This is a genomic window from Eikenella sp. HMSC071B05, from assembly GCF_001811325.1.
In the GTDB taxonomy this organism is placed as follows: domain Bacteria; phylum Pseudomonadota; class Gammaproteobacteria; order Burkholderiales; family Neisseriaceae; genus Eikenella; species Eikenella corrodens.
This window is the reverse complement of record NZ_KV804551.1, coordinates 79,809-104,089: the sequence shown is the minus strand read 5'-3', so window position 1 is coordinate 104,089 and position 24,281 is coordinate 79,809. Positions and strand designations below refer to the sequence as shown.

Sequence of the window (24,281 nt, the reverse complement as noted above, 5' to 3'; positions counted from 1 at the left end):
AAGGAATAAACCTTATTTACCGTCTATTTTGATTACTAATATTTACAGGACACTAACAAATGAAGCCGCAAGTCTTTCGTCCCAGCGCATTGGTGTTGCTGCTGGCCGCCGCTTTTGCCCACATGCAGGCCGCCGCCGATACTTCTGCCGAGCTCGAAACCATCGAAATCAAAGCCCGCAGCCGCGACCAGCGAGGGGCAGACGACGTGTACCGCAAAAACGTTTCCAGCGTTTACGCCGGCCGCGAATATCTCGAACGCTACCGCACGGATGCCGCCGGCGACGTGTTCAAAGGCTTAAACGGCGTGTACAACATGAACACCCGCAACGCCGGCAGCGCGATTACGCCCAATATCCGCGGCATCAGCGGCAAAGGCCGCATCCCCGTTACCATCGACGGCACGGAGCAAACCGTGGACGTGTGGATGAACAACTACGGCATCGCCGACCGCAATTATGTCGATCCCGCCCTGTTCCGCAGCATCACGGTAGAAAAAGGCCCGGCCATGACGCGCGGCGTGAAGTCCGGCGTGGGCGGCGCGGTGGCTATCCGCACCATCGAGCCCGCCGACATCATCCCCGAAGGCAAAAGCTGGGGCGTGGAAGTGAAAACCGAGTTTTCCAACAACACCGCCAAACCGCTGCAAAACCTGAACGACTACCTGGGCAAAGACTACCGCACCCTGCCCGGCAACCCCACCGCCGACGGCGCATCGGGCACGTTAGGCGGCAACGTGCCTTTTGCCGGGCTCAATTTCTACGGCACGGATGCCGACAAACCGCGCCAAAGCAGCCGCTTTGCCGAATTTAAAAACGACCGCAACCTTTTGTTTTCCGCCGCCTTCAAAACCGACCTTTCAGACGGCCTCGTTGCCTACAGCGACCGCCGCAAAGGCACTTACTTCAGCGGCAAACGCGGCGCATCGGGCTACCTGAACAATGCTATCTACGACAGCGAAGACCCGCGCGCCGACCGCTCCGATGCCCTGATTCCCGATATGGCCGACCTCTACCGCCCCGGCGAACAAGTGCCCAACAGCAACGTTTCCAGCCGCAGCCTGCTTATAAAAAACAACTGGTATCTGCCGCGTGATCAGCAAATCAACCTGCACTACATGGACACCAAAATCCGCTTCGGCGAGATGAACCCCTTCATCAACAACCTGCTGCTGGGCTTGGGCAGCCAATACAATATGCAGCGCAAGCGTTACGACATCGTACCCGTGCAAGGCATCGACTCCGACATCCGCAGCCGCACCTACAAACTCGGCTACCAATGGCAACCCGAAGGCAGCCGCTGGATAGACCTCAAAGCCGACATCTGGCGCGTGCGCACCACCAGCACCCGCCACCAAAGCGGCGGCCCCGACTTGGCCGTGCCGTACGGCGACAACAAATACGATGCCTGGGCGCGCTGCTTCCGCCACAACCTCCAGCCCGACCCCGCACGCGGCATTGCCAGCTGCCAAGAGTTGATAGACGAAGGCTACGACCGCAATACCCCACCCAACGACCCGCCCGTTATCGACGGCGCAAACACCGTATTCTCCGGCGCGGTGCAAACCACCAAAGCCACCCGTACCGGCTTCAACCTCAGCAACCGCATGCGCCTGAACGACCAATTCAGCCTCACCCTCTCCGCCCACCACCAATACGAAAAGCTGGACGAAAGCAGCGAAGTGGCAAAAAACAACCAAGACTTCTTCGGCGTGATGGATGCCGTAACCGCGCTTACCAAGCTCACCGGCCCGCGCTCCGGGCGGCGCAAAGAATGGGGTGCACAACTGAGTTTCGACTGGCGGCCGACCGAACGCCTGAAAATCGAAGGCGGCATCCGCTACGACCGCTTCTGGGCGTTTGACGACCTACTCGCCCGCGCCCGTGCCAGCCGCAACCCCGCCTATTCCGTTACCCAAAATGCCAACGGCGGCAACGTCATCAGCGGCATTGCCCTGCCGTATTTGCAACTGATGACGCAGGAAGAAATCGATGCCTACCGCCGCGCCAGAGCCGAAATCGACGCCGACCCGGGCAACTTCGAAACCATCTACCGCAACTTCGAACAACGCTACGGTTTCTTTCCCGACGAGAGCCTGTCGCGCCACGACCAAAACGGCAACACCGGCTATGTGGACGGCAACGGCCAATACCAGGCTTTCGATGAAAGCCGCACCGTACTCTACCGCCCGATGCGCCCCAAAATCGTGGAATACGGCAACCGCAAATTCCACGGCCCTGCCTTTGAAAACGGCCTGTTTGACCAGCGCGTAAGCAACCCGCAGGGCAGGCAGGGCAGCTACTACCGATACTTGCGCGTGAGCCGCAGCGCCCGCTTCGAATATCATCCCAATGACGACAACTATTCGTTTGATTACGGCTATGAAGCCAGCCAATATCAGGAAAACACCAACGACGATAATTCGCCCGACTACCGCACCCGCCGCAACGACCTGGCCAGCACCGACCTGCCCGACGAAGCCCGCCACATCCATACCCTGATAACGGGCGACGCCAACTACCCGCTGGTAAAACGCCTCAACGGCTCGGCCTGGTCGCCCATGCTCGCCCTCAGCTACGACCTCACCGACAACAGCCGCCTGCACCTGCGCTGGGCGCAGATGATGCGCTTCCCCAGCATCTACGAAGCCACCAATATGAGCTTCGGCGCAGTGTATTTGGAAGCCATGCTGCCCTCGTTCGACCTCAAGCCCGAGCGCAGCACCAACTGGGAAGTCGGCTACAGCTACAACTTCGCCCCGTTGTGGAGCAGGCTGCGCGAAGGCGACGTGCGCCTCACCTATTTCTCCAACACCATCAAAAACGTCATCGACACCGCCGCCAACAAAGACCTCATCCAATACGACCGCAAAATCATCCAAGGCATCGAACTGCAAAGCCGCCTCGATTTCGGCCACTTCTTCATGTCGCTCGGCGGCACCTACCGTTTAAAACAAGAAACCTGCGACGAAAACCTCTCCTTCGCCTACGATATGTACTACAACAGCGTGCCCGCCTGCATCGAAGGCGGCATCGGCGCAACCAGGTTCTACCAATCCATCCAGCCCAAATACTCCATTAATTTAGACTTGGGCGTGCGCCTCTTCGGCGAAAAACTCGAGCTCGGCATCCGCGGCATCCACCACAGCCGCCGCGATAGCAAACAGCACGACCGACTCATCGAGCAAGGCATGGGCCGCCTGCTCAAAACCACCGGTCAAGCCTACCACTGGCGCGCCTCCACCATCTGGGATGCCTACGCCCGCTACCGCATCGGCAACAAGCTCAGCATCAACCTCGGCGTGAACAACCTCACCAACCGCTACTACCTCGACCCGATGAGCAACGTCCCCACCCCAGGCCCAGGCCGCACCGTAACCCTCGGCATCAAAGCCCGGTTTTAACGCACAAAAGGCTACCTGAAAATAAGTTCCGCACGTTTATACAAAGCTATTGTTTCAGGTAGCCTTATGCTGCTAAGTGGCACACAAGGCAGCCCAATGCTTATCCACGTCCAAAGTGAATAAAGGCTACCTGAAATTACCTGAACCGCTTAGGCATCACAGCAAATTCCATGGTCTATATGGCTTGCGGCTAGGTGTTTGGCAATTGCGGTATACGTTACTAATTGACTATCAGCAGCGAAACTGGCCGTAACTTACTGCACCAAAAAACGGATTAGTTATTTATAAAATTTTTTCTTTAATTTTCATTGTATTATATCCATATTTTAAGAGTAACATATCTACTAATCTAGTACAGCTCTCTCAATGAATTATAATAATAAAGTTAAATAATGATAAAGTTAAAGATAATACTGGAAAGTTGATATGTCGATATTAAAGGGATTAAACGTACATGAAGTATTGGATAAAGAGGAGATAATAAGATTTTTGCAATTTGATAAAAAAACGCTTGAATACTCTTTCAATGAAGAGGAAATTATTAAAAATAGATGGATATATGCTGCAATTGATGGATCATTTTTAGAAGAGGATGAGATAAATAGAATTATATCTATATATAAAGTAAATAATTTTTTCTGCTTAAACTTGGATGGGTTATTCAATGAATCATCTAATAAGTTAACGATCTACAGATTTAATAATCAAGTAGAAGATTGGATGAAAATCTTGTCACCATCTGAAGAGTATACATTATGGGATAGTTTATTGTTTAATAATGATAATATAATAATTATAAAGCCATGGTCTGCAGGATATAATACTCTAATTGCTGGAGAGGAAAGTGTTGTTAGGAGGATTTGCCAAGATGAGCATTGGCTATTTAATAAAAAACATCCAATTTATCCTTTATGAAACAAAGTAGTTTGCTCTTAGTTGTGTGTTGGATAAGTATGTGGGAGGATCTCTCATTCCTGCAGGAGTTGTATCAGCAAAAATGCCAGCCTGAAATAATCAGGCTGGCGATTGCTTTAATTAATGTGCGCCGTATTACTGCCCGTTTTTGGCTGCCCACTCGGCGGGAGTAGCGGCTACAGAGATGGAAAGGGCGTGCAGTTCGTTGCTGGCCAGCCGGTCGGCGAGGCCGTCTTTGATCAGGCGGTGGCGGGCGAGGCGGGGTTTACCTTCAAAATCGGCAGACACGATGGCGGCAAAAAAGTGATGGCCGTCGCCTTCCACTTGAATCATTTCGGCGTTGATGATTTCGCCAATCATGGCTTGGACTTGTTCGGGAGTGAGCATGTGGGATTCCTTATTAATTGCTTATAACGGATTCACAAAAACGCTGCGGCGGCTTGCCGCCTTGTTCTGTTTTTGCGAACCCCCTATCGGGGTTTGTGTGAGGGGCATATTCTACCGTAAACCGTTAGGGTGCGCTTTGTTTGTGTTGGGTAGTTTCAGGTAGCCTATATCGGGTAATGGGCTACCTGAAACTTTAATACGGTTTGAAAAACAGCCTGCTCGGGCAGCGATTTGGCTGATACTGCACTCTACTGCGTTTTAACTTCGTTGCAGCTCAAGCTTCAGGCAGACTCTGCGGCCGGTTGCAAAATATACAGGCTCACGGTTTCCCGGCTACGGGCGGCGACGAGAGGGTTGGTTTGGTCGCGGCTTTTTGGGTGTTGCGGGCGGGTGTCGAGGCGTTGGCTGACGGTAAGGCCGGCGGCAGCGATACGTTCGGCCAATTCATTCGGTTGTCGCAGGCCGAGGTGTTCGGCAAGGTCGGACATGACGAGCCAGATTTGCCCGCCGGGATTGAGCCGGGCGGGGGCTTGCTGCAAAAAGGCTTGCAGCATGGCGCTGCCGGGGTCGTAGAGGGCGGTTTCGATATCGGCGGCGGGTTTGGCTGGCAACCAAGGAGGATTGCAAACAATAAGGTCGGCGCAGCCTTCGGGGAAAAGATCGGTTTGCAGCAGCTTGATTTGGGGCAGGCCGAGGCGTTGGAAATTGGCGTTGGCACAGGCGATGGCGCGGGGGCTGTTGTCGGTGGCGGTAATCGTTTGGAGGCCGCGCCGGGCAAGCAGTGCGGCAATCACGCCGCTGCCGGTACCAATATCGAAGGCGCTCTGGGCGCGGGGCGGCAGGGGTGCGGCGGCGATGAGGCCGAGATACTCGCCGCGCAAAGGGGAGAATACACCAAACGGCACATGAATGCGCGCACCGAGGGCGGGGATTTCTACGCCTTTTTTGTGCCATTGGTGGGCACCGATGAAGCCAAGCAGCAGGTTGAGCGGCAGCAGGAACGGCTCGCTGTTCGGTTCGCCGAACACATCGGCCAAGGAGGAGGATACGTCGGGAGCGCGGCGCAGATTCAGCCGATAGCCGGCATCTATTTCCACCAGCAGCATGTTAGCTAGTCGGCTGCGTTGCGCCTGCTGCATGCGGTGGGTGTGGAAATCGGGCGAGGCGGCGGCGGGAAGCTGGCGTTTCACGGCGGAGAGCAGCTGAACAGCCTGATGATAATCGCCGCGCCAAAGCAAGGCTTGACCTTGACGGAAGCTTTTGAGCGCGGCTTTGGCAGAAAGGCCGGCCTCGGCCACGGCGAGCGCGGCGGGCGGCTTTTGCGCGGCGGTGTTGCGCCACGGGGCTTGGCGGGTTTGGCCTTGTTCTTGCCAGGTGAGGGTGTGAGGCATGGTGGGTTCGCTTGATTAGTTTTCAGGTAGCCTTGGGGGAGTGAGAGGCTACCTGAAAAAATGTCGGCTGTTCAATCGTTATTTGCACGGATGCCGTGGTGGGTGCTGTAGTGTAGCAAGGCCGTATGCACAAAACAGCAGTAGATTGCGTATACCGATAGATAAAACAGGCTACCTGAAAGCGCAAGCTGCAACGAAGTTAAACGACTATGGCGGTTTCAGGTAGCCTTGGGTTTATGCGGCCTTAAGCAGGTTTATTGCCCAATCCACAAAGAGAGGATTTTACTGTTGGGACGGTAACGGCTGGTGCTGCGGGGCGGACTATCGTCGGTCGGACGGTAGCGACCAGCATCTTCCACTTGGATGGTCAACCAAGCGGGCTGGCGCTCAAAGGTGGCAAACTCGCGTGCTTCGATTTCACTTTGCATAATCTGCTTCACGCGGCCGAGTTTGCCGGCTGCGGTTTGCAGGGTCATGCCCGGGCGAACTCCGGAGGCGGTACTGCAGGTTAGGCTGGAGGTTTGGAGCATGGTAATTTTGGCACGCTGGTTGATAGATGAGCTGCTGTCATCTTCCACACTTGCCTGATAGGCAATAATTTCCGTCCCGTTCGGCAGGGCAATGGCAATATAAGAGACGCCCTCGCCATCGCTGGTGCGACGCAAGCGGGCGCGGGGGAATTGCTGCTTGACTTGGGCGGGGGTTTGGCCGAGGCGGATGCCGCCGATGCTATTGGCCTGAATCAGACATTCAGCGGCAGCGGGGGCAGACAGGGCAGCGATGAGGAGGGCGGTAAGAATTGGTTTCATGGCTGGCTTTCGGTGAACGGTTAATTGATGGTTTGAATTTCAGGTAGCTTTCCCACAGGGGGAGGCTATCTGAAATTTTAAACGTAGTTTCAAACTTTTACCAGATTCACACCTATTCTGCCAAGCCATCCAGCAATTTCTGATGAATCCCGCCGAAGCCGCCGTTGCTCATCACGAGGATGTGGTCGCCGCTCTTGGCGTTGCTCAGGATACTTTGCACGAAAGCGTCGAAATCGTTGCCTGTGTGCAGTTTGCTGCCGAGCGGGGCAAGGGCGGCGGCTACGTCCCATTCCACGCCGCCGCCGTAGCAGAACACTTGGTCGGCTTCGGCCAGGCTTTCCGGCAGGGCGGCTTTCATGCTGCCGAGTTTCATGGTGTTGGAACGCGGTTCGAGCACGGCCAGGATGCGCGCGCCGCCCACTTTCTGCCGCAGGCCGGCTATGGTGGTGGCGATGGCGGTGGGGTGGTGGGCGAAGTCGTCATACACGGTGATGCCGCGCACGCAACCTTTCACTTCCATGCGCCGCTTCACGTTTTGGAATTGCGAAAGCGCTTCGCAGGCTACCTGAATACTCACGCCGGCATGGCGGGCGGCGGCGATGACGGCCAGCGCGTTGAGGCGGTTGTGTTCGCCCAACAGCGGCCAGGCGATATGGCCGACGGTTTGGCCGTGGTGCAGCACATCGAATGCGCCGTTTCCATTCGGCTCGCCGGCCTGCCAGCCTTCTGCGCTGCCGAAGTTTTCCACCGGCGTCCAGCAGCCTTGCGCCAACACGGTTTGCAGACTCTCTTCGCGGCCGTTGCACACAATCAGGCCTTGGCCGGGAATGGTACGCACGAGGTGGTGGAACTGGGTTTGGATGGCGGCGAGGTTGGGGAAAATGTCGGCGTGGTCGTATTCGAGGTTGTTCAGGATGGCGGTGCGCGGGTGGTAGTGCACGAACTTGCTGCGCTTGTCGAAGAAGGCGGTGTCGTATTCGTCGGCTTCGATCACGAAAAACGGCGAGCGGCTGGCCGGATCGGCTTTGGGCGCCTGCGGCAGGCGGGCGGAAATGCCGAAGTTTTGCGGGATGCCGCCGATGAGGAAGCCCGGGGCCAGGCCGGCGTATTCCAACACCCAGGCCAACATGGAGGCGGTGGTGGTTTTGCCGTGCGTGCCGGCCACGCCGAGCACCCAGCGGTCGTGCAGCACGTTTTCGGCCAGCCATTGCGGGCCGGACACATAAGGCAGGCCGCGATTCAAAATAGCCTCGATTACCGGCATGCCGCGCTTGGCCACGTTGCCAACCACATACACATCGGCAGGAAATTCGTTCAGTTGTTCCGCATCGAAGTCTTCGTGCACAGCAATGCCCAAATCGGCCAGCTGCGTGCTCATCGGCGGATACATTTTGGCATCGCAGCCGCTCACCTTGAAGCCCGCTTCTTGCGCGATGGCGGCCAGCCCGCCCATGAATGTGCCGCCGATGCCGATAATGTGGATGTGTTGCATAGCCGAAAGCCTTATCTGGAAATGGAAAGGCGGAATTATAGCGGATTGGCGCGGCGGCGGGCATGGCGATTCCTGCTATGCCGCGGATTAGGCTTTCAGGTAGCCTTACCGTACAGCAGGCTACCTGAAAGTGATGTTTGAGCAGAATTCAATATGGTTTCATCCAGCCCATTTCAGAATAAACCCGTTGATTTGACAATAAAACAGCTAAAATTTAGAATCCCGCCGTTTTAAATTGGGAAGCCGGGATAACGATGAGCAAACGTGTGTTGGTGGTATCGTATTCGCAAAGCGGGCAGCTGGCGCGCCTGAAGGAGAGTTTTCTGCGCGATATACTCGGCGCGGCAGGAATTGAAGTGGACGATGTGTTGCTGCAGCCGGCGCAGCCGTTTGCTTTTCCCTGGCGCTTCCTGCCGTTTTTCGATGCCTTTCCCGAAACCGTACATTTGCAACCCGCACCCATCGAGCCGCCTGTTTTGGCGCACGAGCGGTATGACTTGGTGGTGATTGCCTACAGCGTATGGTTTTTGTCGCCCGCCCAGCCGATTACGGCATTTCTGCAAAGCGAAACCGCGCGGCAGGTGTTGCGCGATACACCGGTAATTACATTAATCGGCTGCCGCAATATGTGGCTGATGGCGCAGGAGAAAATGAAACGTTTTCTGGCCGATGCGGGCGCACGGCTAGTGGGCAATGTGGTGAAAATCGACCAATGCGGCAGCGCAGCCAGTTTCATCACCACGCCGCTGTGGATGTTTACCGGCAAGCGGCAAGCCGTGCATTGGCTGCCGCCTGCGGGCATCAGCGAAGCAGAAATCGCCGATGCGGCGCGTTTCGGGCAGCGCACCGCCGAAGCTTTGCAGCACGATGAAACATTAGACGAAACGCTGCTGCAACACATGGGGGCGGTGAAGATAAATGAAAAACTGATGGCCAGCGAGCGCGTGGGGCACCGCAGCTTTTTGGTGTGGGGCAAGCTGGTGATGGCTGCCGGGCGCGTGTCGCCGCTCTTGAGGCGGCTGGTGTTGTGTGTGTATATCGTGTTTCTGCTGGGGATAATTCTCACCGTGGTACCAATCGGCGCGCTGCTCAAAACCCTGCTCGCCCCGCTGCGTCGCGAACAGATGCAGCGAGAACGGGAATATTATGCCGCGCCATCGGGGGAGTGAGTCGGCTTTGATATAGATATTGGGAAGAATAAAGGCTACCTGAAAAGCAAAAACTTTTTTCAGGTAGCCTTATTTGCTATGTGCGACTCCACCAAACTTACTCCTGCGGAATCTCCCAATCGCTCACCGCCACAAAATCCGGCTGATGTAAATCCTGCTCAAACACCGAGCCGGTGGGGCTGTGCAGCAATTTGGCGATCGCCGGCTGGTAGTTAGCCATGCGTTTCAGGCTGTAGAGGTGGAAGTTGGCCGCATTGTCGGCGTAGTCATCGTCTTCAAAGCCGGAAAACATCCGCCAGCCACTGTCGGGCGGGAAGGCGGCATCAGGCTCTTCGCGATACAGAAAACGGATGGGCATGCCTTCTTTGGCAACCTGGTCGGAAACGATGGCATAGCCCTGCGGCACGTCTTTTACCGGCAGCTCTTCTTCCGGCAGGCTGAAAATTTTCGGGTTTAACATAGGTATCCTCCTTAAAACGCCTCACCCACTTTCACCCCGCCGGCCAAATCTTGCGGCGAGGAAAGTGTGTCAGTTGATTTAACAGGCATAACCCAATGTGAAGGGGGAGAGGCGCTAGCGTATTATACTTACCATCCAGCCTAGACTCTGTATAGCAAATTAACAGAAAAATGGTACAGTATTGATTTGCTTTGTTGCAATACTATTACCATATGAGGCACATTGCCTTATATTAATTACTAACAATAACTGACACTGTGTTGCTACTAACTTACAATTTTTAGATTAAGTAAAACAATATTACCTCTCTGTTTAATATTATCTTATATAATTACTTAGAGTACCAGAATGACTCTTCATGGGGTTGCGTTTACTTAATGCGGTTCTTAAATACCCAACTTGAAACATAATAACAATGGAGCAAGTACTTACTATGGAAAAACAAACAAATACATCACGCCTGGCAAGCTCAAACCGAGCTTTACTGCTGGGTATATTTGTCCTTTCTGGTTTTGCCGGTTTAATTTATCAATCTATCTGGTCGCAATATTTGGGAATTTTTCTCGGGCATGCAGCTTATGCGCAGGCATTGGTGCTTGCCATCTTTATGGGCGGTATGGCTGCCGGTTCGATGTGGATTTCACATATCGGTGAGAAATGGCGTAACCTAGTGCGTTGCTACGCTTTAATTGAGGGTTTGATAGGGATACTCGGCCTGCTATTTCATTTTATTTTTACCACAGCTGTCGACTTTAGCTACAACGTGCTCATTCCTGCTACTGCTTCTCCTTGGCTGGCCGATGTGGTGCGATGGCTGGTTGCTGCCATATTAATCCTGCCACAGACCATCTTACTTGGGATGACCTTTCCGTTGATGAGTGGAGGTTTGATCCGGCGTTTTCCTGGCCAAGATGGGAGCTTGCTTGGTGGATTATACTTTACCAATAGCATAGGTGCCGCATTTGGGGCACTACTGGCTGCATTTGTTCTGTTGCCATCACTAGGATTACCTGGTACGGTGGTTACGGCAGGCTTTTTAAATCTGATTGTTGCTGGATTGGCATGGTGGCTAGCACGTAATCCAGAACCAGCGCCCAAACACTCCGCAGATTCCGCTACCTCGCCGGTTCTTCACCCTCTTCTACGCGTCGTATTGGCCAGTACTGCAATCTCCGGAGCAGCTTCGTTTGTATACGAGATCGTGTGGATACGGATGCTCAGCATGGCAGTGGGCAGTACGCTCCATGCATTTGAACTGATGCTGACATCTTTTATTGCTGGTATTGCTTTCGGCGGCTTGTGGGTACGCAAGCGCGCTGACAGCAACTCCAACCCTCTACGCCTCGCTGGTTGGATGCAGGTGGGTATGGGGCTGGCAGCATTATTTTCTTTGGTAGTTTACAGCCATGCTTTCGACTGGGTCGGCTGGTTGATGGGTGCGCTGGATAAAACGCCGGGTGGTTATGTGCTGTATTCTTCCGGTACAGCGGTTATCTCCATCCTCATCATGCTACCTGCTGCCTTCTTCGCGGGAACCACTCTTCCTTTGTTTACCGTCACCCTGCTTCGTAGCGGACATGGTGAGCGAGTTATCGGTCAAGTGTATGCTTGGAATACTGTCGGCTCAATTGTCGGTGTATTTGCTGCGATGCATCTGCTGATTCCAGTACTAGGGCTGAAACTGGCATTGGTTGCTGCTGCTTTTGTTGATATGGGTATCGGTCTATTACTTCTACGGAAGGAAACTCAAAGTAAGTTGCAAATGCTGCGTACTGCAGTAGCTGCGTTTGCTGTGGTGTTAGCAACAGGATTAAGTATCACGAAAGTACAATTTGACCCGTTAAAATTGGCTAGCGGGGTATTCCGCACAGGGAATGTGGTTTTGCAGGATGGAAGGGTTTTATTTTACCGCGATGGTAAAACAGCCAGTATTTCCGTGGTGGAACGACATGGGGGTAAATCAATCGCCATCGCCACTAACGGCAAGCCAGATGCAGGTATTGTGATGCAAGGAACCCCTAGCCCTGATGAACCGACTATGATTTTGGCAGCTGCATTACCGCTCTCAATGCACAACAAACCAGAAGAAATCGGTGTTATCGGCTTTGGTTCCGGCATGACAACACATACTTTCCTTGGTGATCCACGTGTCAAACGGGTTGATACCATCGAAATCGAACCTGCTATGGTAGAGGGTGCAAAGCTCTTTGGTGGACATGTATCACGTGCTTATACCGACCCACGCTCGAACATCATCATTGACGATGCTAAAGCCTACTTTTCCGGGCAGCAAGCGCGTTATGACATTATTATTTCCGAACCATCCAACCCCTGGATTAGCGGAGTTGGATCCTTGTTTTCGCAAGAGTTTTACCAATTCGTGCCACGTCATCTGAAACAGGACGGTTTGTTCGTACAATGGGTACAGTTATATGAAATTGATGATAAGTTAGTTTCTTCCATCATAAACGCATTTACGCCTGCCTTTTCCGATTATCGCGCTTATATTAGCAACTCCAGCGACCTGATTATTGTTGCCACACCAACCGGGAATCTGCCGGAGATGAAAGCCGAATTCATTTTACAGGGGCTGATTGGTGCCGATTTGAAGCACCAGGGCATTACCAAAATGGAACAGCTGCAACTGCGTCAAGTAGCTGATGCCCGCCTACTGCGTGCACATGGTACATTATTTGGTATGCAACCTAATTCCTATTACCACCCCATTTTAAGCCTACGTGCACCACAGACCCGCTTTACTAATAGCATAGCCACCTATCTGACCACTCTAAGCACACAAACATCAGTTTTACCAGCAATGATGTTGGATGCTTTAGGCATCCGTCAGGCGCTACCGGAAAATATCGAAGCTATATCATGGTCTTATGATGGAGAAAGTAGCACAGCACTGGCACGCCGTTATGCAGCTGTACTGCGTGGTGATGTATTATCAGAAAACCAAATACAGCAGATTCCTGATTCTGTTGTGTCGTCTGCCTACCTGCTTCGTCAAACAGCAATTCAGGCTTGTAATAGACCGCACAGCTTATCTGCCAGCAAATTATTGTCTGCTAATTTGCGCCAAGCTACCGAACAAATTTTGATAGCTCTCCCTCCTTCGATGCAAAAGGAGATTTTTACTGACCCAGTATGGTTACCTTGTCAGCCTACACACATTTCTGCTGATTTTGCACACATTATGCGCCTGAATGCAGCAATTGGAGAACGTAACTGGCCTTTAGCAGCTGAACTAGGTGAGCAATGGTTGAGAAAGACCGATGCTGATCCAGATTTGAAAGAACAGTTTGACGATATCGCCTTAATATCCGTTATGCTTACCCATGCCCGCCAAGGCAAATGGCAGGAAATGCAAAATGCGGAAAAACAGCTATCGGGAAACATGACAGCCCAAACTGCAAGCAGCTATATGGTTATCAGTCTACTGCTGGCTATGGCTGATACGGAAAGCAACCTGAGTACATCAACCAGATACACAAAATAATCAGCTACCTAATTCAAGGCTACCTGAAAATTTTCAGGTAGCCTTTAAGCTGTTTTCCAAGAATTCCTCTAATCGACCCTTCCCTTAAAACGCCTCGCCCACTTTCACCCCGCCGACCAAATCTTGCGGCGAGGAAAGGGCAGCGGTGAAGGCTTGGGCGGCTTGGAATTCGGGCTGCTGCATCACTGCGGCATAATCCTCTGGCGTGCCGCGCCCGGCCATGTATTGCCAGCGCTCGGCCAGTTGCGGGTTTTCAGGTAGCCTGAAGCCTTCGAGCAGCTCGTCCACCCAATCGGGGCGGTTGCACACTAGCACGATATCGCAACCGGCGGCAAAAGATTGCGCCGCCCGCTCGCGGATGCCGCCGGCCATGCTGGCGCCCTCCATGGTGAGGTCGTCGGAAAAAATCACGCCGTTGAAGCCCAAATCCTGGCGCAAAATCTGCTTCAACCAGATGCTCGAAAAACCGGCAGGTTGTTTGTCTACCTGCGGGTACACCACATGCGCGGGCATCACGGCGGCCATGCCCTCGGCGGCCATGGCGCGGAAAGGCCGGATATCCGCCGCCATCAGTTCGGTCAGGCTGCGCGGGTCTTCGGGCAGAACGTGGTGGCTGTCGCCGGAAACGAAGCCGTGGCCGGGAAAGTGTTTGCCGCAGCTTTGCATACCGCCCCGGTTGAGCCCGCGTTGCAGCGCCAGCGCCAGCGCGGTAACGGTGTCGGCTTGGCAGTGGAAGCTGCGATTGCCGATTACGGCGCACTGCCCCCAATCCAAATCCAACACCGGCGTAAACGACAAATCCACCCCGCAGGCGCGCAATTCTGTCGCCAACACCCAGCCCACCTGCTCGGCCGCTGCTTCTGCCGCTGCTTGGCCTTGTTTTTCCCAAATGCCGCCCAGTATGCTCATGGCCGGCAGGCGGGTGAAGCCTTCGATAAAACGCTGCACTCGCCCGCCCTCATGATCCACGGCAATCACCAACTCCGGCGTACGCAAAGCCTTGATTTCGGCACACAAAGCCTGAAGCTGGCTGCGGTTTTGGTAATTGCGGCGAAACAAAATCACACCGCCCACGGCTGGGTGCAGCAGGCGTTGTTTTTCTTCCTCGCTCAGGCGCTGGGCGGCAACATCGGCCATAATCGGGCCGCGCGGCAGGCAAACAGGTGGCATAGTTAATCTTTCTGTGTATTTGGTGCAAAGGTGGGATTTCATCACTTCCGCCGCGAAAAAACAAGCCGAGGCCTTTTAATTCAGGTAAAACCGATTGAAACGGCACGGCGGAAATGATGTAATGCCCGCTGTTGTTTCTTTTCATTCATATTAGGGAGTTTTATGCAAACCAACACATTCCGCACCGGCCTGCTGGCCGCCGCCGTGGTATTCGCCCTGGCCGCCTGTAACCAACAGCCCGCTTCCGGCAGCGCCTCTGCTCCGCCCGCATCGTCCCCTGCCGCAGCTTCAACCGCATCCGGCTCCGCTGCCGCTTCAGGCCCTGCCGCCGCCTCCGACGTATTGGCCGGCATGACCGAACAGCAAAAAGCCAGCTACCTCATCGGCTACCTGCAAGGCCAACAGCTGGGCGACGCCAACACTATCTTAGATTTCGACCAAGCCACCCTGATTAAAGGCCTGCAGGCCGGTATGGCCAGCCAGCCGCTGCCCGTGAGCGACGAAGAAGCCAACAACATCCTGCAGCAATACCACACTGCCCAGATGGGCAAACTGGCCACCCGCCAGCTGGAAGAAGGTAAAGCCTTCCTCGAAGCCAACAAAGCCAAAGAAGGCGTGAAAACCACTCCATCCGGCCTGCAATACAGCGTGAAAACCGAAGGCACCGGCAAACAGCCCACTGCTAAGAGCACTGTAACCGTACACTACGAAGGCAGATTGCTCGACGGCACCGTGTTCGACAGCTCCATCAAACGCGGCGAACCCGCCACCTTCAAGCTCGACGGCGTGATCAAAGGCTGGACCGAAGGCCTGCAACTGATGAAAGAAGGCGGCGAATACACCCTCTACATCCCCGCCGAACTCGCCTACGGCGACAAAGGCAACCCCAGCATTCCGCCCAACTCCGTGCTGGTATTCGATGTTAAACTGATTAAAGTTCAGTAATTCCATCAGCTAACTAAAAGGCTACCTGAAAAGCAAAACACTTTTCAGGTAGCCTTTAAACCATGCCATGCTCACACTTGATCCCGATTCCAACCGCCAATTCATCATCATCCGCAATCATCAAGACATTGCCGTCTGCACCACCGAGCTCAACGAACACGGCCAGCTCATCAGCCAAACCACCGCCGAATTCGATACCCAAAACCGCATACGCGGCTTCTTTTGCTACACAGCCGCTGCCGGCCGCATCACAGCCTGCCGGATTTATCACTACCACACCCCGCCCTTTACACAAGAAGACGGTTTTGCCGACTACCGCGACACCGGCAACGGCCTCCAGCTTCTGTGCTACACCCACTCTTACCACATCAACGCACAAACCACCCGCTGCGACTGGTTTGATGCCCAAGGCGAATTAGCCTACTACGATTGGTTCGTACACGACCCCGATATCGGCGAACACATCTACGCCGGCACCTATCTGCCGCACGAAACCGAACACCTGCCCGTAAACCGAATCCAGCCCTATTTGCCTGTTTACACCGACTAATTGGTTTTTCAGGTAGCCTTTGATCCATCCCACCAACACACCAAGGCTACCTGAAAAAGAAACCCCAATCCCCTACCCCAACTTTCCAACTAGCCCCTATAATCCCATATCCCACTTCCAGCAAACTATCCGCCATGCAAAAAATATTCGTCCTCTACACCGGCGGCACCATCGGCATGAAGCCCAGCTCCGACGGTCTTGTACCCGATACCCAGCTCGCCGAACAAGCCCTGCAGCCCTATGCCGAACAAGCCGTGTTCCACTGGCACATCTGCCAGCCCCTGATCGACAGCTCCAACATCACCCCCCAACATTGGGCAGAATGGCTCGCCATCCTGCAAGCCGCCCTGCCCGAGCACGACGGCATCCTCGTCTTGCACGGCACCGACACCCTTGCCTACACCGCCAACTTCCTCGCCCTTGCGCTCGACAGCGTCGGTAAACCCATCGTTCTCACTGGAGCGCAAAAGCCCTACCACGCCGCCAACAGCGATGCCCCCGCCAACCTGCAAACCGCCATCGCCGCCCTGCAAAATCCCCAACTGCACAGCACCGTTATCGCCTTCGGCGGCCGGATCTACCCCGCCATCGGCAGCAGCAAATGCAGCACCGAGCTCGACCAAGGCTTCGACAACGCCCACTTCAACACCTGGCAGCCAAACACCCCGCCCCGCCGCCTCAGCGGCCTGCCCACCAGATTCAACCCGGCCGCCCGCGTGTGCAGCCATCTGCTCACCCCCGGCAGCAGCCCCGAGCAAATCGCCCACAGCCTGCGCCACTTCCCCCAAGAAGCCGCCATCCTGCTTTCCTACGGCCAAGGCCACGCCCCCGCCAGCCCCGAATTGCTCGCCGCCGTGCAACACTTCACCCAAAATGGCGGCCTGCTGCTCAACATCAGCCAAGCCCACCACGGCCGCACCGGCACCGCCTACGCCCAAGGCAACGCCCTGCGCCAGGCCGGCGCGGTGGGTGGCGGCAAATGCAATATCGAAACCGCCACCGCCCTCATGACCCTCGCCGCCGGCAACCACTGGACGGCCGACCAGCTGCAACAGGCTTTAGCGCAATTGGATTTACTCTGATACCTTCCTCCGCTACAAAAAGGCTACCTGAAACCGTATCAACCGTTTTCAGGTAGCCTTTATATTTTACAACAAGGATATAAGCAGCCTAACGCACCAAAAACCGCCCCTGCCACACCAAATACAGCGTTCCCGCCAGCAGCAGCGTCACCCCGGCCGAGCCGCTTACCGCCAACGCCGCGCCCAGCCATACTATCTTGCCCGCAGCCAAGAGGTGCAGCCCGCAACCGCACATGGCCGCCAAGCCGAACGAGAAACCCCACCAGCTCATACTAAACCCGCCCTCGGCAAACCAACCCAGCAGGCGCAGCAAAAGCAGAAACTGCAAACAGCCGTAGCCCATCAAGGCCAGCGCAAACAGGTCGATTGCCCCGCCGTTCACTGCAAAATACGCCCCGCAACCCACAAAGGCCGGTGCAAGCTGAATGCCCACAATCCCGCGTACCTGTGGCGCCACCGCCGTCTCCGTGCGCAGCCTGCCCAAAATCGCCGCCTCCAGGCTAAACCAAGACAGCAGCCCCGCGCCGAAAAACAACACCGCATAATCATGCAGCCCCAGCACGCCCAGCGCCGTGGCACTCACAAAATTGGTAGCCACCGTAGGCAGATAAATCACCGGCGTGGTGGCGGCCAAGTTGTGCAGCCCGCGCCACAGACCGGCAGCACGATACATGGCAAACGCCAGCTGCCCGGCAATACCGGCATACACCAACACGCGTGCCGCCCCGGCGGCATAAGGCAGCCCGGCAATGCCTGCCAAGATGGTGGTAATCGGAATGGCGCTGAGAAAGCAGCATTGCACCAAATCGGTTAAGTCGCCTAAAAACTCATCGCGATAAGCCAATATCTTGCACACATAAGCCGCCACCAGCACCAGCCACACGGCAAACGCCGCCGCCAGCAACCCTTCGCCCGGCCAAGCCGGCATCAGGCCTGTCGCTGCGCCATAACGCCACGACAAACCCAACGCGAATAGGCCGATGGTGATGCTGAAATAGCTGAGCGGAATCGGAAATTTTCGGCGTGCGCCCATGATGTGTTCCTTTATTGCTGGGATAATTTAAAACAGGCGGCATCATACTGGCACTCTCCTGCTCCAAACTATCCGATTTTGCTCAATCTGCCGCCATTTTGTCTCGTGCACTTACGGGATACAGGCTACCTGAAACATTCAACAAGCAGCAGCCTGGGCAAATCTAGCAAGAAAAATTGGCTTTCGATACAAAGCGGTGAGCCGCAGACAGTACAGGAGTACGGCAAGGCGAACCGACACGGTCACGAAAGTTGGTTTGCGATATTCGGTATAAAAAAGGCCACCTGATTGTTCAGGTAGCCTTTACATTCTGCCTTACAGCGAATAATACATTTCAAATTCCAGCGGGTGTGGCGCCATGCGGATGCGGCGCACGTCTTCTTCTTTGAAGGCAATGTAGCTGTTGATCCAATCTTGGCTGAACACGCCGCCGCGCAGGAGGAATTCGTGGTCGGCTTTGAGGGCGGCCAGGGCTTCTTCCAAAGAGGCGCACACGGTCGGCACGAGTGCATCCTCTTCCGGCGGCAGGTCATAGAGGTTTTTGTCGGCCGGATCACCGGGGTGGATTTTGTTTTGGATACCATCCAGCCCAGCCATCAGCAGCGCGGCGAACATCAAATAGGGGTTCGCGGTGGGGTCTGGGAAACGCACTTCAACGCGGCGGGCCTTCACACTGTGCACGGTGGGAATGCGGATTGAAGCGGAGCGGTTTTTGGCTGAATAGGCCAGTTTGGTGGGCGCTTCAAAATGCGGCACCAGGCGTTTGTAGGAGTTGGTGGAGGGGTTGGCGATGGCATTCAGCGCTTTGGCGTGCTTGATGATGCCGCCGATGTAGTAGAGGGCGGTGTCGCTCAAGCCGGCATAGCCGTCGCCGGCAAACAGGTTTTGGCCGTTTTTCCAAATGGATTGGTGCACGTGCATACCGCTGCCGTTGTCGCCCATCAAGGGTTTGGGCATGAAGGTGGCGGTTTTGCCGAAGTTGTGCGCCACGTTGTGGATCACGTATTTCATGTCTTGGGTTTGGTCGGCACGGTGAACCAAGGTGCTGAACTTAGTACCGATTTCCATCTGGCTACCGGTGCCCACTTCGCCGTGGTGCACTTCCACTTCAATGCCGATTTCCTGCAAGATATTGACCATGGCGGAGCGCAAATCCTGCCCGGCATCCACTGGCGCCACGGGGGCGTAGCCGCCTTTCACCATCGGGCGGTGGCCGGTGTTTTGGCCGTCCAGATGCAAACCGCTCGCCCAGGCGGCGCTTTCGGAGCTGATTTCGAAACGGGTTTTGTGCATATGGGTTTCAAACTCAATGCCGTCAAACACGAAAAACTCAGGCTCGGGGCCGAAATAGGCAGTATCGCCCACGCCGCTGGCTTTCAAATAGGCTTCGGCTCGGCGGGCGATGGTGCGCGGGTCGCGGTCGTAGCCCTGGCCGCTGGCCGGATCGATCACATCGCAAGTGAGCACCACGGTGGCATCGTCGTAGAACGGGTCGATGAAGGCAGTAGCCGGATCGGGGCGCAGCTGCATATCGGAGGCCTGAATGCCCTTCCAGCCGCCGATAGACGAGCCGTCGAAAGCCTGGCCGTTTTCAAACCATTCTTCCGGATCGTCCAGCACCACGGCTGCGGGTACGGTGAAATGGTGCTGTTTGCCTTTGGTGTCGGTGAAGCGCAAATCAACGAAACGGACATCGTTATCTTCAATCATGCGAACTACATTGCTGATGGACATGGTGGCACTCCTTAAATATGCGGAAATAAAATCAAGCGGGCATTTTGCCACAGCCGCCGCCCGAGCGTATATAGCAAAAATCAAAAAAGGCTACCTGAAAATACAGATAAACCGTACCCACTTTTCAGGTAGCCTTTATTGTCTGAAACTACCTGATAACCATATTTCAGCTAGCTTTCTTTCTCAACTTCTGAGCTAATCAACCCACCACATTCCTCTCTTGTGCCTTATATTCAAACAGCTGCCCGCTAAAGGCGAAGGCGGCGCACACCAGCAGCGCCAAGACTGCCGCCACGCTATAAGAAGCAGGATAGCCCCACCGTTCGGCCAGGCGCAGGCTGGCGAATCCAGCGGCGTAGGTGCCGGCCAGCAGTACGGAGAATTGCAGGCTGCTATCCAGCGCGGCGGTGGCAGGCTCAGATTTGTCCATCATCAGCGCCAGCATCACGGGCAGCAGCAGGGTATAGCTCAGGCTCAGCGCCACGATTTGCAGCGGCGGCAGCCAATGGTGCAGCGCGGCGGCACGGTCTATCCAAACAAACGAAGCCACCAACGGCAGCTGCAGCACACACAGCGCGGTTACGATGCGCCGCCGCGACTGCTTGCGCGCCAGATAACCCGCCAGCGGCGTAACCATCATGCAGGCGAGCGGGATAGCCACGGCCAGAATCGTGCCGGTTTGCGCGGGGCTGAAGCCCAAATCGCCCAGTTTGGGCACGAAGGTGGCGGCAATCCAGGCGTAGGGCGTGGCGGCGGCGGCCAAAAGCAGCAGCCAGCGCAGGCCGCGCCCGGGCAGCCGCCAGAAGCCGAGCATGCGGGCAAACAGCGTGCCGAACCCGGCGGCGGGCGGCGTATCGGCCTTCGGCTCGCGGTAAAACCACACTTGCAGCAGCAGCAAAACGTTAAACAGCAGCACCAGCCCCACAGCGGCCTGCCAGCCCCAGCGGCGGAACACCAGCAGCACCAGCGCGCCGCCCACCATCTTTCCGGCACGGGCGGCAACGGTTTGAATCACGCCGCCGAAGCCGCGCTCGCGGTAGGGCAGCAAAACGCAGCTCAAGCCGAGCACGGCGCAGCCGTAGAGCGTGCCGCAGGCGCACAGCAGCAGGCAGGCGGCGGCCAGCGGCGGGAAGCTGTGCAGCGGGTTGATGGCGAGCAGCACCAGCAGGGCCAGGCCGATGCCGCCGAGCGACACCAGCATCCAGCCGCGAAAGCGCCCGCAGCGGCCGATGCGGTAGCGCTCGATCAGGGTGGAAAACAGGATTTTGCCGCTCTCCACGCTGCCGATCAGGTAAATCCAGCCCAGCTGCTTCAGGTTGAAGCCGCCGTTTTTGAGGATGGTCATCAGCGCCACCAGATAAAAGCCGATGAGGGTGAATTTGTAGGTGCCGGCGGTGGCGAGCAGCAGCCAGTCGCGCCGGTTCGGGCGGGATGAATCATGTGCCACGGGCGGCCTCCTCAGGCTTTTTCCGGCCTGAAGGCGGCCAGCGCGGCTTCGGCGCTGCGGATAGCGGTGGCGTAGTCGGCTTCCACAATGTAGTTCACACCAAGCGTGGGCGCCATTTTTCCCGACTGCTGCCGCATCAGGTCCAGTGGTTCGGCATCGGGCTCGATCAGCAGCATGGCGGCGCAGCGTTCGTCCAGCAGCGGGCGGTGGGCGCGTATCCAGTCGAGATAGAGCTTGCGGTCGGCCACAATCTGGGCTTCTTCCTTTTGCAGGCGCATCGGGGCGCACACGGTGGCCAGGCGCGGGTGGCTTTGCAGCAGCACTTCGAATGCGTCGAGCCAGGCGGCAAACAGGGAAACGCCGACCAGGTCGGTGTAGAAAATGGTGCCTTGGGGCAGGGTTTTGACGGGGGTGAACATGGTGGATTCCTTTATTTATAGTGGATTTGGCGGTTTCAGGCAGCCTCGATGCCTTTGCAGCCGTATTCGGGTGGGGCTGACTGAAAACGTAAATTTTTGCGGGTTAAAATCAACTCTGCTTTTTCAGGTAGCCTTTGCCGCCTTATGCCGCATGGGCTAAGGAAGCAGTTAAACCCATGGCTATCAGTAAAAAACGACAGGCATTGCGCGAAGCAGCTAAAAACCTATTTTATACACAAGGCTTTGCCGCCGTTTCCGTAGAAGCCATTTGCTCCGCCGCCCACACCAGCCGCGTAACCTTCTACAAATACTACTCCGGCAAAAACGCGCTGGTGCAGGAACTATTTGCCGAGCAGAAAGAATGCGTACGCAGCCGACTCGAAGGCCTGCTGGTGCAGCAATGCAGCCTAGAGGAAGCTGCTGCCGCTCTGTTTGCCATCCAGCGCGAATCCTTGGCCGAGCTCTATTCCGCGCCCGTGCTCGACGACATCACCAACGTAGCCGATTTAGAACTGGAACGCTTTTTCCGCAGCATGGAAGAAGAGAAATATCAGTTTATGCGCAGCTTTTTCCACACCCTGCAACAGCGCAAACTCATCCACCACAGCCTGCCGCCCGAACTCATCGACCTCTTCATCCGCCAAATGGACAGCCTCATGCGACAACCCTGTCTCGCCGAACTCTACGCTCCCTCCCCGCAACGACTGCCACAGGATATATTGCAACTCCTGCTCTACGGCCTCACCAGCCGAGAAGCAGAATAAGGCAGCCCGGCTAAACAAAAGGCTACCTGAAAGCATCAGCTTCAACGAAGTTAAAACAAGTTCTGAGAGTTTCTGCGGTGCTGAAACTCCAAGTAGCCTCTTCTCATGCTCACCCCAAGCCCGGCCCGCGTTATAATCCACTCCCATCAATCACATCGAAACCACCGCCATGACCCCTACCCTAGAGCTCGACCTCACCGGCCTTAAATGCCCCCTGCCCATCCTCCGCGCCAAAAAAGCGCTGGCCACTTTAGAAGCAGGGCAGATCCTTTCCGTGCGCGCCACCGACCCGGGCGCCCCCGACGACTTCGCCGCCTTCTGCCGCCAAACCGGCCACCAACTGCTCGCTTCCGGCACGGATAACGGCGTGTTCGTTTTGGTCATCCAACACAAATAGCCCGGCTTTGCCGCAACATCGTTTTAACCAATCTTGCAACATACCCTTTCAGGTAGCCTTATCCGCCCAGCATCCCAAGGCTACCTGAAAACACTATCTATCCAACCAAGAAAGTCCGCCATGCAAACCCTCACCCTCCTCCGCCCCGACGACATGCACCTGCACCTGCGCGACGGCGACACCCTGCGCCACGTTTTGCCGCACACCGCTCGCCAGATGGGCCGCGCCGTGATCATGCCCAACCTCAAGCCCCCGGTGATTAGCGTGGCCGATGCCTTGGCCTACCGCGAACGCATCCTCGCCTCCCTGCCCGCCGGCAGCCGCTTCCAACCGCTGATGACGCTCTATCTCACCGACCACGCCACCCCCGCCCTGGTGCAGGAAGCCAAAGCCGCCGGCATCGTTGCCTTCAAACTCTACCCCGCCGGCGCCACCACCAATTCCGACAGCGGCGTGACCGATCTGTTCAAACTCCTGCCCGTGCTCGAAGAAATCGCCGCCCAAGATATGCGCTTTCTGGTGCACGGCGAAGTAACCGACCCCGCCATCGACATCTTCGACCGCGAAGCCGCATTCATCGAGCGCATCCTCCTGCCCGTGCTGAATAAAGTGCCCGGCCTCAAAACCGTGTTCGAACACATCACCACCGCCGAAGCTGCCCGCCTCGTGTGCCAAAGCGGCGAAAACCTCGCCGCCAGCGTTACCCCGCAGCACCTGCTGCTCAACCGCAACGACCTTTTGGTAGGCGGCGTGCACCCCCACCACTACTGCCTGCCCGTGCTCAAACGCGAAAGCCACCGCCAAGCCCTGCTCGAAGCCGTATCCGGCGCGCAATCGCACAAATTCTTCCTCGGCACCGACTCCGCGCCGCACCCGCAACACGCCAAAGAAAATGCCTGCGGCTGCGCCGGCATGTTCAGTGCCGCCACCGCCATCGAGCTCTACGCTGAAGCCTTCGAGCAAATCGGCGCGCTTGACAAACTCGAAGCCTTCGCCTCGAAAAACGGCGCCCGCTTCTACGGCCTGCCCGAAAACACCGACACCATCACCCTGGTGAAACAAGCGCAAACCGTGCCCAACAGCTTCCCCATCGGCAGCGGCGGCAACCTCGTCCCCATGCGCGCCGGCGGCAGCGTGGCTTGGACGATGCAAGCGTAAGCCCTGCCCACTCTGATTTTGATGCAAAAAGGCTACCTGAAATTTTTCAGGTAGCC

General features: G+C 55.9%; 20 protein-coding genes. 10 read left to right on the top strand and 10 right to left on the bottom strand.

Annotation, left to right across the window (positions count from 1 at the left end; all coding sequences use genetic code 11):
- The first annotated feature begins 59 nt into the window (after nucleotides 1–59).
- Nucleotides 60–3,401 (top strand): TonB-dependent receptor domain-containing protein, encoded by a 3,342-nt coding sequence (locus HMPREF2796_RS06655; RefSeq protein WP_070632174.1) that lies wholly within the window; start codon nucleotides 60–62, stop codon nucleotides 3,399–3,401.
- A gap of 426 nt (nucleotides 3,402–3,827) precedes the next feature.
- A complete protein-coding gene (locus tag HMPREF2796_RS06650; RefSeq protein ID WP_070632171.1) occupies nucleotides 3,828–4,316 on the top strand; it encodes a hypothetical protein in 489 nt (162 codons plus the stop codon).
- A gap of 135 nt (nucleotides 4,317–4,451) precedes the next feature.
- On the opposite strand, the gene HMPREF2796_RS06645 is transcribed toward HMPREF2796_RS06650, so the two are convergent.
- From HMPREF2796_RS06645 to mpl, 4 genes are all read right to left on the bottom strand, one after another.
- Nucleotides 4,452–4,703, bottom strand: coding sequence for a BolA family protein (locus tag HMPREF2796_RS06645; RefSeq protein ID WP_023886272.1), 252 nt, complete (start codon nucleotides 4,701–4,703; stop codon nucleotides 4,452–4,454).
- A 281-nt stretch (nucleotides 4,704–4,984) separates the two neighbouring features.
- Nucleotides 4,985–6,094 carry a methyltransferase gene (locus HMPREF2796_RS06640; protein WP_070632166.1) on the bottom strand — a complete coding sequence of 370 codons (1,110 nt, stop codon included), beginning with the start codon at nucleotides 6,092–6,094 and terminating at the stop codon, nucleotides 4,985–4,987.
- Between the two features lie 254 nt (nucleotides 6,095–6,348).
- Nucleotides 6,349–6,903, bottom strand: a complete 555-nt coding sequence (locus tag HMPREF2796_RS06635; RefSeq protein ID WP_070632163.1) for a hypothetical protein — start codon at nucleotides 6,901–6,903, stop codon at nucleotides 6,349–6,351.
- A gap of 112 nt (nucleotides 6,904–7,015) precedes the next feature.
- Nucleotides 7,016–8,395, bottom strand: coding sequence for a UDP-N-acetylmuramate:L-alanyl-gamma-D-glutamyl-meso-diaminopimelate ligase (gene mpl, locus HMPREF2796_RS06630; RefSeq protein ID WP_070632160.1), 1,380 nt, complete (start codon nucleotides 8,393–8,395; stop codon nucleotides 7,016–7,018).
- 254 nt (nucleotides 8,396–8,649) lie between these two features.
- On the opposite strand from mpl, the gene HMPREF2796_RS06625 reads away from it, so the two are divergent.
- Nucleotides 8,650–9,564, top strand: a complete 915-nt coding sequence (locus tag HMPREF2796_RS06625; RefSeq protein ID WP_070632153.1) for a hypothetical protein — start codon at nucleotides 8,650–8,652, stop codon at nucleotides 9,562–9,564.
- A 97-nt stretch (nucleotides 9,565–9,661) separates the two neighbouring features.
- On the opposite strand, the gene HMPREF2796_RS06620 is transcribed toward HMPREF2796_RS06625, so the two are convergent.
- The gene (locus HMPREF2796_RS06620; protein ID WP_070632149.1) at nucleotides 9,662–10,024 is read right to left on the bottom strand and encodes a DUF2185 domain-containing protein; all 363 of its coding nucleotides are present in this window, start codon (nucleotides 10,022–10,024) and stop codon (nucleotides 9,662–9,664) included.
- A gap of 433 nt (nucleotides 10,025–10,457) precedes the next feature.
- Here HMPREF2796_RS06620 and HMPREF2796_RS06615 point away from each other — a divergent pair, with 433 nt between their 5' ends.
- Nucleotides 10,458–13,526 carry a fused MFS/spermidine synthase gene (locus tag HMPREF2796_RS06615; protein ID WP_070632145.1) on the top strand — a complete coding sequence of 1,023 codons (3,069 nt, stop codon included), beginning with the start codon at nucleotides 10,458–10,460 and terminating at the stop codon, nucleotides 13,524–13,526.
- 84 nt (nucleotides 13,527–13,610) lie between these two features.
- On the opposite strand, the gene nagZ is transcribed toward HMPREF2796_RS06615, so the two are convergent.
- The gene (gene nagZ / locus HMPREF2796_RS06610) at nucleotides 13,611–14,696 is read right to left on the bottom strand and encodes a beta-N-acetylhexosaminidase (RefSeq protein WP_070632143.1); all 1,086 of its coding nucleotides are present in this window, start codon (nucleotides 14,694–14,696) and stop codon (nucleotides 13,611–13,613) included.
- A 162-nt stretch (nucleotides 14,697–14,858) separates the two neighbouring features.
- On the opposite strand from nagZ, the gene HMPREF2796_RS06605 reads away from it, so the two are divergent.
- The 3 genes from HMPREF2796_RS06605 (at nucleotide 14,859) to HMPREF2796_RS06595 (ending at nucleotide 17,273) form a co-directional block, all read left to right on the top strand.
- Complete coding sequence (locus HMPREF2796_RS06605) at nucleotides 14,859–15,641, top strand: BamJ family beta-barrel-assembly machinery protein (protein ID WP_070632140.1); 783 nt, start codon at nucleotides 14,859–14,861, stop codon at nucleotides 15,639–15,641.
- Nucleotides 15,642–15,708: 67 nt separating this feature from the next.
- Nucleotides 15,709–16,191 carry a hypothetical protein gene (locus HMPREF2796_RS06600; protein WP_070632137.1) on the top strand — a complete coding sequence of 161 codons (483 nt, stop codon included), beginning with the start codon at nucleotides 15,709–15,711 and terminating at the stop codon, nucleotides 16,189–16,191.
- 134 nt (nucleotides 16,192–16,325) lie between these two features.
- Nucleotides 16,326–17,273: an asparaginase gene (locus tag HMPREF2796_RS06595; RefSeq protein WP_070632134.1), complete on the top strand. Its 948-nt coding sequence runs from the start codon at nucleotides 16,326–16,328 to the stop codon at nucleotides 17,271–17,273.
- Nucleotides 17,274–17,361: 88 nt separating this feature from the next.
- On the opposite strand, the gene tehA is transcribed toward HMPREF2796_RS06595, so the two are convergent.
- The 4 genes from tehA to HMPREF2796_RS06570 form a co-directional block, all read right to left on the bottom strand.
- Nucleotides 17,362–18,306 (bottom strand): dicarboxylate transporter/tellurite-resistance protein TehA, encoded by a 945-nt coding sequence (gene tehA, locus HMPREF2796_RS06590; RefSeq protein WP_070632130.1) that lies wholly within the window; start codon nucleotides 18,304–18,306, stop codon nucleotides 17,362–17,364.
- 315 nt (nucleotides 18,307–18,621) lie between these two features.
- Complete coding sequence (gene glnA, locus HMPREF2796_RS06585; protein ID WP_070632127.1) at nucleotides 18,622–20,040, bottom strand: type I glutamate--ammonia ligase; 1,419 nt, start codon at nucleotides 20,038–20,040, stop codon at nucleotides 18,622–18,624.
- A gap of 199 nt (nucleotides 20,041–20,239) precedes the next feature.
- Nucleotides 20,240–21,487 (bottom strand): MFS transporter, encoded by a 1,248-nt coding sequence (locus tag HMPREF2796_RS06575; RefSeq protein ID WP_070632121.1) that lies wholly within the window; start codon nucleotides 21,485–21,487, stop codon nucleotides 20,240–20,242.
- Nucleotides 21,488–21,498: 11 nt separating this feature from the next.
- On the bottom strand, nucleotides 21,499–21,906 hold the full coding sequence (locus HMPREF2796_RS06570; protein WP_070632118.1) for an extensin: 408 nt from the start codon (nucleotides 21,904–21,906) through the stop codon (nucleotides 21,499–21,501).
- Between the two features lie 176 nt (nucleotides 21,907–22,082).
- On the opposite strand from HMPREF2796_RS06570, the gene HMPREF2796_RS06565 reads away from it, so the two are divergent.
- The 3 genes from HMPREF2796_RS06565 to pyrC all read left to right on the top strand — a co-directional run bounded on the left by HMPREF2796_RS06565 (nucleotide 22,083) and on the right by pyrC (nucleotide 24,225).
- Nucleotides 22,083–22,670, top strand: coding sequence for a TetR/AcrR family transcriptional regulator (locus HMPREF2796_RS06565; protein ID WP_070632115.1), 588 nt, complete (start codon nucleotides 22,083–22,085; stop codon nucleotides 22,668–22,670).
- A gap of 169 nt (nucleotides 22,671–22,839) precedes the next feature.
- On the top strand, nucleotides 22,840–23,067 hold the full coding sequence (locus HMPREF2796_RS06560; RefSeq protein WP_070632113.1) for a sulfurtransferase TusA family protein: 228 nt from the start codon (nucleotides 22,840–22,842) through the stop codon (nucleotides 23,065–23,067).
- A 120-nt stretch (nucleotides 23,068–23,187) separates the two neighbouring features.
- Nucleotides 23,188–24,225, top strand: a complete 1,038-nt coding sequence (pyrC, locus tag HMPREF2796_RS06555; protein ID WP_070632110.1) for a dihydroorotase — start codon at nucleotides 23,188–23,190, stop codon at nucleotides 24,223–24,225.
- The last annotated feature ends 56 nt before the right edge of the window (nucleotides 24,226–24,281 follow it).